The following is a 15898-nucleotide window of genomic DNA, read 5'->3' as shown; positions in this document are numbered from 1 at the left end:
ATGGCGGGCCCGGAAACGCGCATGGAAAAGGGCAGGTGCCGTGGACACCTGCCCTTGCCGTGCGCGGGTCGAACCCCGCCGCGATCAGACCGATTCAAACTCCGCCCGCTGCGTTTCCGGTGTCCCGGCCGGCGCCACGGCCGCGTCGCCGTCGGACGGCGGGGACGGCTTGCTCATCATGGTCAGCTTGATGGCGATCCAGTACAGCCACACGCCGATCAGGACCATGCCGGCGGCGGCGGGCCACCGCAGGGCGCCGGGGAGGTACAGCGCCAGGAACCACGACTTCACCTCGACCCCAACCAGCAGGACGATCATCGGGACGATGCCCTGCGGGAAGAGCGCGATCGAGCCCAACGTCCAGCCGAGGATGGACACCCAGACGGTCCGCTTCGGCACGTCGATCTTGACCGACTTGCTGGTGCGGCCGGTGCGCATGAGGAACAGCATTTCCGAGCCGCGTGCCTCCAGGCGGCCCACCGCCACGTTGCCGAGCCACCAGGCGAGGAAGACGCCGGTGGCGACGCCGACCGGGACCGCCGCCCAGAGCAGGAAGGCGTTGTCGTAGGCCGTGCCGAACCCGAGGAGCACGCCCGCCGGGATGCCCGGCACCAGCCCGCCCCAGACCATGAGGTTGGCCTGGCCGGTCGTGTCGCCGTGCTCCAGGGGGTTGTCGGGTCGTTTGTGGGCGTCGGGACCGGGGGCGAGCGCCACCACGGAGATGAGCGCGCCCAGGCCCGCCCCTCCGCCCAGCATCGCCGGTGTGAGGGCCAGCACCCACGGCCAGGTCCAGGTCTGGCCGCTCCAGATGGTGCAGACCACCGCGACGACGAGGGTGATCGGGCCGAAGATGAGCAGGTAGCCCAGCTGCCGGCCGCGCAGGTCGGCGCGTTCGCTGCCGGTGAGCAGCGTCATCCACAGCGCCGTGCCGTCCTGCCCGTACAGGTTGGACGCGGCGGCACCGGCCATGACGGCGAGTGCGGGCGCGGCCCAGGGCAGCAGGAGCTTCGAGTCGAAGGTGAGCGGCAGCAGCGCCGTGCCGAGCGCCCAGACCACCGGGACGAACACCGACTGGGTCCGCAGCGGGTCGCGCCACCACGTGCGCAGTTCCTTGCGCAGCACCGGGCCGGTGCGGCCGGCGAACAGCCCGCCGCGCGCCGGGCGCGCGTTGCGCGAGCCACGGATGGTGGCCCGGGCCCGGCGGGGCGAGCCGAGGGTGCGGCTCCAGGCGAGCAGCAGCAGCATGATGAGCGCGGCCAGCCCGGCGAGGGAGGCGAGCACCAGCCACCACTTTCCCGTGTCGGCCGACTCGACGGCGACGAGCGCCCAACCCGACGGGACCGCCCGGACCGTCGTGCGGAAGCCCGGGCCGAAGCCGGTCGTCAGCACGCCGGAGACCTGGATCGCGACGTACACCATCCACCCGGACTGGGCGAGCACCATCATCGCGGCGATGATGGCGCCGGTGAACGCGGCGCCGGTGCGGGACCTCGCCACGACCCCGACGACGGCCATGGCAACCCGCGAGAGCAGGACGACGAAGATCAGCTGCAGCAGCGCACCGGGCACCGCGACGAGCGCCGGCACGACGCCGAGGCGTGCGGCGTAGACGATCAGACTCAGGAAGCCCAGGAGGGTCACGGCGGTGGTGATGCCGACGAAGGCCGCGCCGAGCAGCCCGTAGGCCAGCCGCCGCCGGGGCACCGACAGCAGCGCGAAGTGTTCGACGCGCAGCACCGTGGCGCCGCCCCAGATCGGGCCGATGATCCAGCCGAGCGTCCACATGAGGTAGACGGCGGCGAGGAGGTCGGCGACCACGTGCGGGTTGGCGCTGTCCAGGAGGCTGAGCCAGATCGTGGCGCCGGCCAGGACGGTGCCGATGACACCGCCGATGATCATCCAGGTGGCCTTGCCTCCGGTCATGGAGCGGCGAAGGATCGCCAGCTTCATCCGGATCAGGATGCCAGCCACGACAGTCCCTCCCCGTAGCCGACCTCGACGCCCACGAGGCGCACGAAGGTCTCCTCGAGGGTGCCGCCGCCGCGCACCTCGTCGAGCTGGCCGGCGGCGACGACCTTGCCCTTGGCCATCACGGCGACCGTGTCGCACAGCTGCTCGACCAGGGGCATGACGTGGCTGGACAGCAGCACCGAGCCGCCCCCGGCGACGAACCGCAGCAGGATCGCCTTGAGCGCGGCCGCGGAGACCGGGTCGACCGCTTCGAAGGGCTCGTCGAGCACCAGCAGCCGCGGCGCGTGCAGCAGCGCGGTCGCGAGGCCGATCTTCTTGCGCATGCCGGTGGAGTAGTCCACGACGAGGGTGCGCTCGGCGTCGTTGAGCTCCATCACGTCGAGCAGTTCCTGGGTCCGCTGGGCCACCACGTCGTCGGGGATGCCGCGCAGCTGACCGATGAAGGTGAGCAGCTCGCGCCCCGTCAGCCGCTCGGGCATCGCAAGCCCGTCGGGCAGGACGCCCATGATCGCCTTGGCCTGCACCGGGTCGGACCACACGTCGACGCCGAACACCTCGGACCGGCCCTCGTCGGGTCGGAGCAGCCCGACCGCCATCGACAGCGCCGTGGTCTTGCCGGCGCCGTTGGGTCCCACCAGGCCGAAGAACGAGCCCCGGGGAACCGTCAGGTCGACATGATCCACGGCGACGTTGTCGGCGAAGACCTTGTGCAGGCCGGTCAGCCGCAGTGCCGGCGCCGACTCCTCGCCACCCGGACGTGACGCGTCGGTATCGTGCCTGGCCAATGTCTCCATCGCTTCCCCTTGGGCTGTCCTAGAGCGTGCACACCTTCGCACCGGATAACAAATAGGGTAGGTGCGGGGTCCCCCATGGAGTACCCCTATTACATAGCTGGGCGGTATTTCGGCGATGATGTCCGTTTATTGGACGGCGAGCGGAAACTGCAGCAGGCCGCGGATGATGAACGAGTCCCTCCGGCGAGCCGGACCGTCCTGCCGAAGCCCGGGCAGTCGCGTCGCGATGGCCCGCAATGCCGCCTCGGCCTCCACCCGTGCGAGCGCGGCACCGAGACAGTAGTGAATGCCGGACGAGAACGACAGCGTGTCGGACTTGCTGCGGCGGGTGATGTCGAACCGGCCCGGGTCGGGGAAGACCGCCGGGTCCCGGTTGGCGGCGGCCGCGAGGATCGCCAGCTCGCCGTCCACCGGCAGGAGCTCACCCTCGAGCTCGATCTCCTCGTGCGCGACCCGCCGGTATTGCTGCACCGGCGGATCGAAGCGCAGCGTCTCCTCCACGGCGCCGGCGGCGTGGTCCGGCTCCTCGCGCAGCAACGCCCACTGCTCCGGGTGCTGCAGCAGCGCCCGCACCCCGTTGCCGATGAGGTTCACCGTGGTCTCGGTGCCCGCCAGCGGCAGGAACATGCACAGCGGCAGCAGCTCGTGCATGCCGAGCCGGCCGTCGTCGACGGCCGGCAGCATCTGGCTGATGAGGTCGTCCGCCGGTTCGGCCTTCCGCAACGCGATGATCTCGACGAACATCTCCGTCAGCTCGTCGATGGCGAGGTTGACCCCGCGCACCTTGTGGAAGGAGACCACGCCGTCGAGCAGCGGCGCGATCCGTCGGCTCAGCCGGGCGAACCGGGGACGGTGCTCATCCGGGATGCCCACGAGGTCGGCGATGACCGTGTTCGGCAACCGCTGCGCGAACTGGGGCATCAGGTCGAAGCGGTCGCCCTCGGCGAGAATGTCGTCGATCAGGCGGTCGCAGATCTCGGTCGCCCTGGGCCGCCAGCGGTCGGCCATCCGGGGATTGAGCGCCGGGATCGTCAACCGGCGCAGCCGCGTGTGGTCGGGCGGGTCCAGGCCCAGCATCGAGTTGTCGAAGCTGACGAAGTCCGGCATCTTGCTGCCGTCGACCTTCCGGACGCCGAACCGGCGGTCCCGCAGCACCTTGTTCGCCACGCCGTGATCACCGGTCACCCACACGCCGAGCGCGCTGCGCACCAGCGGCCCGCCGGCCCGGATGCGTTCATACGCCGGGTACGGGTCCTCGATGCCCTGCAACAGCTTCGCGTACTGATCGCCCTGATCGGCAACCGTCTTGAGGAAGTCGTAGTACAGGCTCATCTGGGCCCGGAGCTGATTGTCGGAGCGCTGGGTCATCGCCATACCTCCGTGCGCGAGATGGTCCGCGCTCGAAGGTAGGCGACGCTGCTCCCCTACCGTAAACCCCTACTTTCGTTGCCCTGCCACATCACCAGGGCGGTGCGCGGCCCGCGGTGTCCCGGGCCGCGCACCGCAGGGTCAGGTCCGGCGGCTCGGGCTGCCGCTCGGCTTCGGGCTGGTGCTGGGCTTCGGGCTGGGGCCCGGCTGGCTCTGGCTGGGGTTCGGGTTGGGGTTCGGGTTCTCCACCGGCGTGCTCGGCCCGGGCGAGATGCCGGAGCCGACGTCCTTGTTGCCGACGCCCTTCGAGGGCAGGAACGACACCTTCGGCATCTTCACCTTCGTCAGCGCGCCGTCGAGGAAGTCGCGCCAGATCGGGCCCGGGAGCTTGCCGCCGATGATGTTCTCGCCGTTGTTGAACTTGATGGCGACCTCCTTGTCCTTGTTGCCGACCCAGACCGCGGCCGCCAGTCCGGGCGAGTTCTTCGACCGGTCGGAGGGGACGTAGCCACCCATCCAGGCGTGCGCGTTGCCCGCCGAGGTGGTGTTGCCGAGCTGCCAGGTGCCGGTCTTGCCGGCGAGCTGGTAGCCGTGCGCGGCCTTCAGCCCGTAGTGGTCCGGCACGCCGCGCAGGACGGTGGTGAGGTCGTCGGCCATCTGCTCGGTGAAGCCGGGGATCCGCTGCGGCTTGATGACCTCGCCGAAGACCTTCTGCTCCTGCTCCCACACCTCCTTGAGGAAGTGCGTCTTGGCCGCCATGCCGCGCGCCGCGAAGGTCGCCATGCCGCCGGCGTGGTCCAGGACGGTGATCGGATACTGACCGAACCCGACCTCGGGGCCGAAGTGCCCCGCGACGTCCTTGCCGGAGAGCTTGGTCAGGTCCTGTCGCTGCGCTTGGGATTGCCCTTCGACGGTCGCCCACATGCCGGTGATGCCCGCGGCCCGGGCCGTGTCGATCACCTTCGCCGGGGTCTCGTCGAGCGCGATCTTGTAGAACGGGATGTTCAACGACTTGACCGTGATCTCCTCGAGGGTGCACCAGGTGCCGGTGCCCGACTTGCAGTCCGGGTCGGTGCCCTCGGTCGCGTTCTTGATCTGGTTCTTCAGCGCCGCCGTGCGGCCCGGGAAGTCCTGTGGCATGCCGTTCCAGTAGGAATTGATCGTGTACCCGTCGATCAGGGCCGTCGCGAGCGTGTACACCTTGAACGTCGAGCCCGGCGGGTGACCGCCGCAGCAGCTCGGGCCGCCGTCGCCCAGCACGGGATCCACGTAGTAGCCGGCGTAGTCGTTGCCGGAGCCGTTGTCACCGCCGTAATAGGCCTTGACCCCGCCGGTGCCGGGCTCGACCGCCACCAGGGCGGCCTGCAGGTTCGGCTTCTTGCCGTACATGTTGGATTCCTTGCTGCTGGCGCTCGCCTCCTGCACGGCCACCTGCTGAATCCTGGAGTCGACGGTGCTGATGATCTTCAGGCCGCCGTCACGGATCTTGTCGAAGTTCTCTTTACCCTGCGGGTCGACGTCCTTGTACAGCAACTTGCCGGTCTTCGGGTCGGTCAGCGCCGCGACCTCCTGCAGCACGTGGTGCACCGCGAGACCCTCGGGTTTGTCCAGGGCGGTGTTGGCAGTCAGGTTGTTGGCCCGGTTCTGCGCCTGCGTGATGACCGTCTTGGGCATCACGAGCTTCTCCGCCGCCTCGGCCTCGGTGACGAACTTCAGGGCCACCATCTGCTTGCGGATGTAGTCGAAGCGGGCCTCCGCCTTGACCGGGTCGACCGTCGGGTCGGCCGGGCTGCCCTTCTCGTTGTCGCCCGACGGGTTCTTGATGACCCCGGCGAGGATCATGCCCTCGGCGATCGTCAGGTCCTTGACGGGCTTGTTGAAGTACGCGAGCGACGCCGCCTGGATGCCGTGCGCCCCGCGGCCGAAGTAGATGATGTTGAGGTACATCGTCATGATCTGGTCTTTGCTGTACGACTGGTTGAGCTTCAACGCGATGACGGCCTCGCGGACCTTCCTTGCGTAGGTGACGTCCACGAGCTCGGCCCACTTCCGGGCATACTGCTGGCTGATCGTCGAGGCGCCCTGCCGGTCCCCGCCGGTGACGTTGTTCCAGGCTGCGCGGGCGACGCCCCAGTAGTCGACGCCGTCGTTGGTGTAGAACGAGTTGTCCTCAGCCGCGACGACGGCGTGCTGCACGTGCAGCGGGATCTCCTCGAACGTGACGAGCGTGCGGTTCTTGCTGCCGATCCGCGCCATGAGCGGGCCGTCGGCGTAGTAGATCGACGTCGACTGCTCGAGGGTGAGCTCCTCGGGCAGCCCCACCTGGTCGAAGTAGTACGTCCCGGCTACCAGGCCGAGACCGGTGAGCATGATGAACGCGGCGATCGACGCGATGAGGATGTTGCGCCTGCGCCGGCGTTTCGCGCGGGCGGCCGGCGCCGGTCCGCTCCGGCCGGGCTCGGGCGGGATCTCACCCGGCGGCGTGTGCTCAAGCGGGCCGGCGACCCGCGCCGAGGCGCGCACCGGGGGCGGCACGGCCCCGCGCACGGACGCCCGGCCGGTCACCGGTTCGTCGGGGGTCGGCTGCGCCGGCACACCGGCCCGGCCCACACTCGCCCTGCCCTGAACGGGTTCGGCCGGCACGCTCGCCCTGCCTTGAACGGGGTCGGCCGGCTCGCCGTAGTGCATCTGTCCCACGCTTCGTCGCCCCCACGTCGGTGCGTCCGGCCGCGGCGCGGCGCGGTCGCCGCAGCTCGCCTGGCCAGCCACGGAGCTCACGCAGCGTCATCGACCACACCGGCGATGACACCACCAGCCGCTTGGCACGCATGGCCCGAGCGTATGACCATTCGCCATCGACGGCGACCCCGCTCACTATCGGTGACGATGGAAGTGACGCAGAGCCGACCGGCGTCGCCGTATCGAGCGACCGACTGACCGACCGGCCCGACCCCGGCGACGGTTACCATTGCCCGGTCCGTGCCACGAAGTCAGGAGATCTTGCGTGAACGTCGAAGCGCTGCGCTTCCCCGGTCGGGAGTTCGACCCGTCGACCGGCGTCGCCCGCTTCCACTATGCGCTCGGTGACCTCGTGCTCACCGAGACGGTCGACTTCGGCCCGCCGTCGGTGGTGCACCCCGCCCTCGAACGCGTCCTCGACCTGCTCTACGTCGCGGCGTCCACGTCCTACTACAAGATCGCCGCGCCGGAGCGGGTGGAGCTCGGCTTCCCCCTGGCCGAGAAGGCCCTGCCGTGGGTCACGGCGCTGTTCCGCGAGGGTCTGGGCGAGTTCGCGTACCAGAACAAACTCCCCTACGTGCTGGACCTCGAGATCGTCCCCGGCCCGTATGCGGAGCCGCCCGCCGACGTGCACGAGCCGGCCGGCGTGCCGCTCGCCGCGGTCGGCGGCGGCAAGGACTCGATCGTCACGATGGAGGCGCTGCAGCACGCCGGGCTCGACCCGGTGCTGTTCGCGGTCAACCCCAACCCGATCATCCGCGCCGTGTGCGCCGTGTCGCCGCAGCCGACCCGCTTCGTGCGCCGCACCCTCGACCCGCGGATGCGGGAGCTGAACGCGAGCGGCGCGTACAACGGCCACATCCCGGTGACCGCGATCAACTCGCTGGTCGCCGTCGCCGCCTCGCTCATGCACGGCCTCGGGCCGGTCGTCATGTCCAACGAGGCCTCGGCGTCGGTGCCGAACCTCAACTGGCTCGGCCGCGACATCAACCACCAGTGGTCCAAAGGGCTGCCCGCCGAGGCGCACCTGCGCGACGCGCTGCTCGCCCACGCCGGCCTGCAGGAGGCGTACTTCTCGCTGCTGCGTGGCCTGTCGGAGCTGCACATCGCCGCGCTGTTCGCCAAGTTCACCGCCTACGACGCGGTCGTGACCAGCTGCAACCAGGCGTTCAAGCAGCGCGACGCGACCGACCGGTGGTGCGGGCACTGCCCGAAGTGCCGGTTCGTCTTCCTCGCCATGGCCCCGTTCACGGGCCGCGAGCGCCTGCTCGGCATCTTCGGCACCGACATCTTCGCGGATTCGACGCAGCTGCCGGGGTATCGCGAGCTGATGGGACTCACCGCACACAAGCCCTTCGAGTGCGTGGGTGAGATCGAGGAGTCCCTGGTCGCGCTGCGCCTGCTCGCCCAGCAGGACGAGTGGAAGGACACGCTGATCGTCTCGGCCCTGGTAGCTGAGCTGACCTCGGAGGCGGCGCTGCCGTCCGACGCCGATGTCGAGGCCACGTTCCGCGGCGACGGACCCAACCTGGTCCCGCCGGTCTACCTCGCCGCCCTGGAGGGTCTCGGTGCAGTTCGCTGACCTGCGTGACCGGCGGGTCGCCGTCTGGGGCACCGGCCGGGAAGGCGTCGCCGCCGTCCGCGCGATCGCCCCGGCCGGGCCGGCGTCGCTGGTCGCCGTCGACGACCGGCAGAACTTCCTCACCAAGGACTGGTCGCCGGAGCTCGCCGCGCTCGCGCCGCTGCACACCGGACCCGCCGGGTTCGACGCGCTGCGCGCCGCCGACGTGGTCGTGCGCTCCCCCGGCGTCGCGCAGACCCACCCCTGGATGGTCCAGCTCCGCGCCGCGGGGACCCGGATCACGGGCGGGACCGCGCTGTGGGTGGCCGCGCACCGCGACCGGACCGTCGGCGTCACCGGCAGCAAGGGCAAGAGCACCACGAGCAGCCTCGTCAGCCACCTGCTCACCGCCGTCGGCTTTCCGAACGAGCTCGGCGGCAACATCGGCATCCCGGTGCTGGACCTGCCGCCGGCGCCCACCTACGTGCTGGAGCTGTCCGCATACCAGTGCGCCGACCTGGACGACTCGCCCCGGGTCACGGCGGTCACCTCGCTGTTCCCGGAGCACCTCGACTGGACCGGCGGCGAGGACGAGTACTACCGGGTCAAGCTCAACCTCGTCGCCAACGGCCCGGCCGCCGTGGTCGTCCACGCCGCGTCCACCGCGGTCCTGGCCGAGCTGTCGCGCCGCTTCACCGGCCTGCCCCTGCACGTCGTCGGCGGCGAGGACGCGTTCCACGTCCACGACGGCGTCTTTCGGCTCGGCGCCACGCCGCTGTTCCCGCGCACGGCCCTGCGCCTGCTGGGCCGGCACAACGAGGCCAACCTGTGCATCGCCCTCGGCGTCCTGCAGGCATACGGCGTCGACGTCCCCGCCTCGGCCGGCGCCCTCGAAGCGGCGCTCGGCACGTTCGCGGGGCTGCCGCACCGCCTCGAGCGCATCGAGGACCCGTCGGGGCTCACGTTCGTCGACGACTCGCTCTCCACGATCCCGCAGGCGGCGATCCACGCGATCGAGGCGTTCCGCGACCGCCCGCTCACCGTCCTGCTCGGCGGCGAGGACCGGGGCGTGGACTACACCCCGCTGCGGGAGCACCTGGCCGCCGCGACGTCGCCCACCACCGTGATCGGCATGCCCGACAGCGGGGCGCGGCTGGTGTCGCTGCTGGAGGACCTGCCGCTGGTCACCGCGTATGTCAGCGACAGCCTCGTCGACGCGGTCGCCCTGGCCCGCAAGGTGACCCCGGCCGGCGGCGTCGTCCTGATGTCCCCGGCGGCCCCCAGCTACGGCCGCTTCGACAACTACGCGCACCGCTCGAAGGTGTTCCGCCAGGCGATCGCCGACTCGGCACCGTAGCCGCCGGCGGCTGTCAGGTGCGCCAGCCGGCGATGATCGCCTCGGCCTCGTCGGCGACCTCGTCGGCCTCGAGGTCGTCGGTGTCCAGGACCGCGTCGACACGGCGCAGGTCGTGCCGGGCGGTCAGGTACGCCCCGAGCTGGTCCAGCCGCCACGCCTGCGGGCCGTCGTCGTCATCGTTCTCGACCCGTTCGATGAGCACCGGCGCCGACACGTCCAGCAGCAGGTGCCGCACCTCGTGCCCGCGCCCGCGCAGACCGGTGAAGATCTCCCCCAGCACCACCCCGCGCAGCACGGTCATCGGCACGATCAGCGGATCGGCACCGCGCGCCTGCCACCCGGCGGCCGTGACAGTGGCCGACCGCCAAGCCGGCAGGTCCTGATAGTCCCCGGGCTTGAGCAGCCCGACGGTGCGCTGGAGCACCCAGCCGATGCGCTCCGGATCGAATGCGCGCGCCTTCGGATCGCGGCGGCACAGCTCCTTCGTCAGCGTCGTCTTCCCGACACCGAAAGGCCCATTGATCCAGACGATCACCGCCCAAGCCTTTCACGCCCGGCCTCCCCCGGACGAGATACACCACCGCGCCACACAATCAGGTTCTTCGCAGCCCGCGTTGAGCCGGATGGCAGGCCCGGGCGGGATAAATGAGCCATGAACATCTTGACGCTGCCCCAGCGCTCCGCCGCTGACATCGACCACGTGACCGTGCTGCTCGTCGCCGACGGTGCCCGGTTCGCGGACCTGACCCGCTACCTGCCCCAGGACTGGACGGTCCTGCGGCGCACGACGCCCGAGCCCCTGGTGCGCGACCCGGACATCGTGGTCCTCGACGACCCGGGACCAAGGGCGGTGACCGCCGCCTGCCTGCGCCACCCGGCGTCGGCGATCGTGGTGGTGCTCAGCCCGTACAGCGACCATCAGGAGGTCGTCGACGTCCTCGAGGCGGGCGCCGACGCGTGTGTGCGTTCCAACACCACCGCGGTCGTCGCAGCACACGTCGAAGCCTGCCGGCGGCGCCAGGCAGCATAGGTATTTGGCGTTTCCCACAACATATTCCAGAGAGCGCTTTCACGGGGTTTCGCGATTGACAATGCGCTAGTCATGGGCCACTCTGAATCGTGTCTTGAGAGCGCTCTCAGGCCGATTGGCGGCCAGGGTGACCAGCCGATCGTCCAGGTGAATCGTGATCAGGGTGTAACCGGTGTGAGGGTGTGACGGGCGGCGGAGCGGCATGCTTCGTCGCCCGTCCCTTTTTGTGCGCCATAACATCGGGCGGCTTCAGTCATGATGTGTCCGGCAGACAGATATGGGGGAAAGCGCACATGGTGATGTCGGGGCGGGACAGGCCCACTCTGGAGAACGTCGCGCAGCGCGCCGGGGTCTCGCGAGCGACCGCCTCCCGCGTGGTGAACGGCTCTACGTCCGTCGCGCCGCACATCCGCGACAAGGTCCTCAACGCCGTCGACGCCCTCGGCTACGTGCCCAACCAGGCGGCCCGCAGCCTGGTGACCCAGCGGACCGACTCGATCGCGCTCGTCGCCTCCGAGACGACCAGCCGGGTGTTCTCCGACGACCCCTTCTTCGCCGCCGTCATCCGCGGCGTGAGCCTCGAGCTGGAGGCCGCGGACAAGCAGCTGGTGCTGATGATGGTCGGGCCGTCCGGGCCCAGCCACGACCGCGTCGAGCGCTACGCGACCGGCGGCCACGTCGACGGCGCGATCATCTTCTCCATGCACGGCGCGGACCCGCTGCCGGAGCGCCTGAGCCGGGCCGGCGTGCCGGTCGTCTGCAACGGCCGGCTGCTGACCCAGTCCCAGGTCCCCTACGTCGACGTCGACAACGAGGACGCCGCCCGCGCCGCGGTGCACCACCTGCTGGACACCGGACGGCGCCGGGTGGCGACCATCGCCGGCCCTCAGGACATGAGCGCGGGCATCGACCGGCTCAAGGGGTACCGATCGGCGATGCAGGACGCCAGCCGGCGCTCGATCGTCGCGGTCGGCGACTTCACCCGGCAGTCCGGCGCCCTGGCGATGAGCCAGCTGCTCGCCGACGACCCCCAGCTCGACGCCGTGTTCGCCGCGTCCGACGCGATGGCCGACGGCGCGCTGCGCGCCCTGCGGCAGAACGGCCGGCGGGTGCCCGACGACGTGGCGGTGGTCGGGTTCGACGACATGGAGTTCGCCCGCGACACCGAGCCGCCGCTCACCACGGTCCGCCAGCCGATCACCGACATCGGGCGCACCGTCGCCCGGCAGGTGCTGCGCCTGGCGGCCGGCGAGCAGATCGAGCCGGTCCTGCTGCTGCCCACGGAGCTCATCAAGCGCGAGTCAGCTTGAGTGCGCCGCTTGCGGCGCATTGGGGGGTCCGGGGGTGAGAATCCCCCCGGCGGGACCCGCCGCTTGCGGTGGGGCAGCCAGTGACAGCTTGAGTGCGCCGCTTGCGGCGCATTGGGGGGCCCGGGGGTGAGAATCCCCCCGGCGGGACCCGCCGCTTGCGGTGGGGCAGCCAGTGACAGCTTGAGCGCGGGGAGGCTGGTCACCGCCTGACGACGTGCCAGGTCGCGTGTCGAGGCGTCGCCCCCTGCCGTCGCCCGCGATGTAGGGCATTGTGGGACAGGTGAGACTCGCGACCTGGAACGTGAACTCGGTCAAGGCCCGGCTCCCCCGGTTGCTCGAATGGCTCGAGCTGGTCGGGCCCGACGTGCTCTGCCTGCAGGAGACCAAGGTCGGCGCGGACGGCTTCCCCACCGAGGAGGTCGCCGCGCTCGGCTATGCCGTCGCCGCGCACGGCGAGGGCCGCTGGAACGGGGTGGCCCTGCTGTCCCGGGTCGGCCTCGACGACGTGGTGCGCGGCTTCGAGGGCGACCCCGGCTGGGCCGGCGAGCCCACCGGCGAGGAGGGGCTGTTCTCCACGCCCCGCATCGAGGCCCGGGCGATCTCCGCGACCTGCGGCGGGGTGCGCGTCTGGTCCGTGTACGTGCCGAACGGCCGGACCCCGGAGTCGGCGCACTACACGTACAAGTTGCAGTGGCTCGAGGCGCTGCGCGCCCGCGTCGCCGGTGAGCTGACCGGCACCGACCGCCTGGTGGTGTGCGGGGACTTCAACGTCGCGCCGACCGACACCGACGTGTTCAACCCGGCGGCGTTCGCCGGTTCGACGCACGTGACGGCGCCGGAGCGCGAGGCCCTGGCGGCGCTGCTGGCGACCGGTCTGCGCGACGTCGTGCCCGCGCCGATGAAGGGGTCGAACCCGTTCACGTACTGGGACTACCGGGCCGGCATGTTCCACCAGGACAAAGGCATGCGGATCGACCTTTTCTACGCCAGTGCCGCCGTCGCCGAGGCAGTCAAGGCCGCCTACATCGACCGCGAGGCGCGCAAGGGCAAGGGCCCGTCGGACCACGCTCCGGTAGTGGTGGACATCGATCTCTGAGTACGCTCCGTGATCAATGACACCTGGCTGGACGGTACTGTTAAAAGTGAAACGATCAAGTAAAGTGATGCCTGACCCCGACCCTCTCTGTCGCGCGTGCTTCGTTCGCAACAGAGCGTAACCATACCGTTACGACGAGCTGGTAATTCGCCCGTTTCGGGGGCGTATGATCCAAAAGTCGTTGTGCTTGGATCACGCCCTCATCACGGCCCGGCGTGGACTTGGTTACAGGACGGGGGGTGACCCTTGACGATCGGCCGAACGGGAGACAGGGTTCCTCCAACGGAGGCGACACACCAAGTCGGCTTCGTGCACGCTCTGCCCGTGGACCGAACCTGCGGATAGGGCACCAGGAGTCCACGAAGACACAGCCGATCGGCTGCTGACTGCCACGGGCCCCGGTCTGGCCGACGCGCGTTCCCATGCTGCGACGGTCATTGCTGGCGGCTGTGCAAGGCGGGCAAGCGGCCGGGGAGAGGGGCGCCACGCCCATGACTATGGGACCCGTCACGTCCAAGAGCGACGAGCAGGTGCCGAGTGTCGAAGAGGCGACCAGCACGCCACCCGGTGTCCCCGCCAAGGCCATCGAGGGCAGGTCGCTCGGTCAGATCGCCTGGACCCGTCTGAAGCGCGACAAGGTCGCGCTGACCGGTGCCAGCGTCATCGTGTTCCTCGTGCTCGTCGCGATCTTCGCTCCACTGATCAACAAGGTGTGGGGCCACCCGATCAACGAGTTCCACCAGGACAAGATCAACCCGAGCCTCGGCGGTATCCCCGAGCCGGGCACCTGGGGCGGCATCAGCAAGGACTTCCTGCTCGGCGTGCAGCCGGTCACCGGCCGCGACATGTTCTCGCAGATCATCTACGGCGCGCGGGTCTCCCTGCTGGTCGCGCTGTCCGCGACCGTCGTCGCGGTGATCCTCGGGGTCGTGCTGGGCATCACCGCCGGCTACTTCGGCGGCTTCGTGGACAGCGCGGTCAGCCGCCTGATGGACCTGATCCTCGCGTTCCCCTACCTGCTGTTCTCGATCGCGCTCATCTCGGTCGTGCCGGTCACCACCGCATGGCGCATCGGCGTCGTCGTCGGCGTCATCTCGTTCTTCAGCTGGCCATACATCGGCCGCATCGTGCGTGGGCAGACCCTGTCCCTGCGAGAACGGGAATTCGTCGAGGCCGCCCGCAGCGTCGGCGCCGGCCCGACCCGAATCCTGTTCCGGGAGCTGCTGCCCAACCTGGTCGCGCCGATCCTCGTCTACTCGACGCTTGTCATCCCGACCAACATCGTCTTCGAGGCGTCGCTGTCGTTCCTCGGCGTCGGCGTGCTGCCGCCCACTCCCTCGTGGGGCCGCCTGCTCTCCGACGCGGTGAACTACTACACCTACGACCCGGTGTACATGTTCGTGCCGGGCCTCGCGATCTTCATCATGGTTCTTGCGTTCAACCTGTTCGGCGATGGGCTGCGTGACGCGCTCGACCCCAAGGCCAACCGGTAAACCCGCCACCGGCACCGCCACCCCGGCCCGGACCGGATCCCACCCTGCACCACTGACAGGGATCCGTCCCGTGCCACCCCGATCTCCGCTCGCACAGCAGCACAGCTCGGACGGCCCGTCCCTCGGCGGGTCGCGCCAAACAAGGAGGGAAAACCTAGTGAGAATGAGGACAGGGGCATTGGTGGCCGGTTCGGCTGCTATCGCCCTGGTGTTGTCCGCCTGTGGGTCGGGCGGCGACGACAAGAAGCCCAGCACGGGCGAGAGCACCGCGGGTGTGTCCGGCTTCAACGCCGCCACCAAGGGTGTCGTCAACCCTTCCGACAAGAAGGGTGGGACGCTCAAGCTCGTCAACCACTCTGACGCAGACTCGTGGGACCCGGTTCGCGCCTACTACGCGTGGGTGTGGAACTTCCAGAAGGGCTACTACGTCCGGACCCTCCTCACCAACGCGTCGAAGCCGGGCGAGGACGGCCTGAAGCTCGAGCCGGACCTGGCCGAGAAGCTGCCGGAGATCACCGACGGCGGCAAGACGTACACCTTCAAGATCAAGGCCGGCGTCAAGTTCGAGGACGGCTCGCCGATCACCTCGAAGGACATCAAGTACGGCATCGAGCGCGTCTTCGCCCAGGACATCCTGTCCGGCGGCCCGACGTACATCGTCGACGTGCTGGACCAGGGCCAGAAGTACCCCGGCCCGTACAAGGACAGCGACCCGAACGGCCTGGGCCTGAAGTCCGTCGAGACCCCGGACGACACCACGATCATCTTCAAGTTGAAGGAACCGCTGTCGGACTTCAACTACCTGCTCGCCATGCCCGGCGCCGGCCCGGTCCAGAAGGCCAAGGACACCGGCGACAAGTACGGTGACAAGCCCGTCTCGACCGGCCCGTACAAGTTCCAGTCGTTCGACCCGGGCAAGAAGGCCGTTCTCGTGCGCAACGAGAACTGGGACCCGAAGACGGACACCATCCGCAAGGCCCTGCCGGACCAGATCGACCTGACCATCGGCACGGCTGTCGAGGAGATCGACAACCAGCTGCTGGCCGGTGACGTCGACGTTGACACCGCGCAGACCGGTGTTCAGCAGGGTGCGCAGCCGAAGATCCTGCTCGACGCGTCGAAGAAGGCCAACGCGGACACGCCGACCACCGGCTTCATCCGCTACTTCTCGATCAACAC

12 protein-coding genes are annotated in these 15898 nt (G+C 69.7%); 7 read left to right on the top strand and 5 right to left on the bottom strand.

From position 1 onward, the window contains the following. Positions 1 to 84: 84 nt before the first annotated feature. The 4 genes from ACFPIJ_RS64190 to ACFPIJ_RS64175 all read right to left on the bottom strand — a co-directional run bounded on the left by ACFPIJ_RS64190 (position 85) and on the right by ACFPIJ_RS64175 (position 6821). A complete protein-coding gene (locus ACFPIJ_RS64190) occupies positions 85 to 1950 on the bottom strand; it encodes a hypothetical protein (protein ID WP_380129408.1) in 1866 nt (621 codons plus the stop codon). A gap of 5 nt (positions 1951 to 1955) precedes the next feature. Continuing rightward, the gene (locus tag ACFPIJ_RS64185; RefSeq protein ID WP_380129407.1) at positions 1956 to 2765 is read right to left on the bottom strand and encodes an ABC transporter ATP-binding protein; all 810 of its coding nucleotides are present in this window, start codon (positions 2763 to 2765) and stop codon (positions 1956 to 1958) included. Between the two features lie 126 nt (positions 2766 to 2891). Then, positions 2892 to 4133, bottom strand: coding sequence for a cytochrome P450 (locus ACFPIJ_RS64180; RefSeq protein ID WP_380129406.1), 1242 nt, complete (start codon positions 4131 to 4133; stop codon positions 2892 to 2894). A gap of 141 nt (positions 4134 to 4274) precedes the next feature. Then, positions 4275 to 6821 (bottom strand): transglycosylase domain-containing protein, encoded by a 2547-nt coding sequence (locus ACFPIJ_RS64175; protein WP_380129405.1) that lies wholly within the window; start codon positions 6819 to 6821, stop codon positions 4275 to 4277. A gap of 316 nt (positions 6822 to 7137) precedes the next feature. Between ACFPIJ_RS64175 and ACFPIJ_RS64170 the strand changes: the two genes are divergently transcribed. Continuing rightward, positions 7138 to 8454, top strand: coding sequence for a MurL-like N-terminal domain-containing (locus tag ACFPIJ_RS64170; protein ID WP_380129404.1), 1317 nt, complete (start codon positions 7138 to 7140; stop codon positions 8452 to 8454). Continuing rightward, positions 8441 to 9790 (top strand): UDP-N-acetylmuramoyl-L-alanine--D-glutamate ligase, encoded by a 1350-nt coding sequence (gene murD, locus ACFPIJ_RS64165; RefSeq protein WP_380129403.1) that lies wholly within the window; start codon positions 8441 to 8443, stop codon positions 9788 to 9790. The genes ACFPIJ_RS64170 and murD overlap by 14 nt, the downstream gene beginning before the upstream one ends. A gap of 13 nt (positions 9791 to 9803) precedes the next feature. On the opposite strand, the gene ACFPIJ_RS64160 is transcribed toward murD, so the two are convergent. Then, positions 9804 to 10325: an AAA family ATPase gene (locus tag ACFPIJ_RS64160; protein ID WP_380129402.1), complete on the bottom strand. Its 522-nt coding sequence runs from the start codon at positions 10323 to 10325 to the stop codon at positions 9804 to 9806. A gap of 117 nt (positions 10326 to 10442) precedes the next feature. Between ACFPIJ_RS64160 and ACFPIJ_RS64155 the strand changes: the two genes are divergently transcribed. The 5 genes from ACFPIJ_RS64155 to ACFPIJ_RS64135 form a co-directional block, all read left to right on the top strand. After that, on the top strand, positions 10443 to 10820 hold the full coding sequence (locus ACFPIJ_RS64155; RefSeq protein ID WP_380129401.1) for a hypothetical protein: 378 nt from the start codon (positions 10443 to 10445) through the stop codon (positions 10818 to 10820). 299 nt (positions 10821 to 11119) lie between these two features. Then, entirely contained in the window at positions 11120 to 12130 is a 1011-nt protein-coding gene (locus tag ACFPIJ_RS64150; RefSeq protein WP_203851362.1) for a LacI family DNA-binding transcriptional regulator, read from the top strand. A gap of 280 nt (positions 12131 to 12410) precedes the next feature. Continuing rightward, on the top strand, positions 12411 to 13226 hold the full coding sequence (locus tag ACFPIJ_RS64145) for an exodeoxyribonuclease III (protein WP_380129400.1): 816 nt from the start codon (positions 12411 to 12413) through the stop codon (positions 13224 to 13226). Between the two features lie 491 nt (positions 13227 to 13717). Then, positions 13718 to 14719 carry an ABC transporter permease gene (locus ACFPIJ_RS64140; protein WP_380129399.1) on the top strand — a complete coding sequence of 334 codons (1002 nt, stop codon included), beginning with the start codon at positions 13718 to 13720 and terminating at the stop codon, positions 14717 to 14719. Positions 14720 to 14927: 208 nt separating this feature from the next. Beyond that, on the top strand, positions 14928 to 15898 hold a 971-nt coding region (locus tag ACFPIJ_RS64135; RefSeq protein WP_380129398.1), incomplete at its 3' end, for an ABC transporter substrate-binding protein.

The organism is Dactylosporangium cerinum (assembly GCF_042653625.1).
In the GTDB taxonomy this organism is placed as follows: Bacteria; Actinomycetota; Actinomycetes; order Mycobacteriales; family Micromonosporaceae; genus Dactylosporangium; species Dactylosporangium cerinum.
This window is presented reverse-complemented; position numbering and strand designations above follow the sequence as displayed.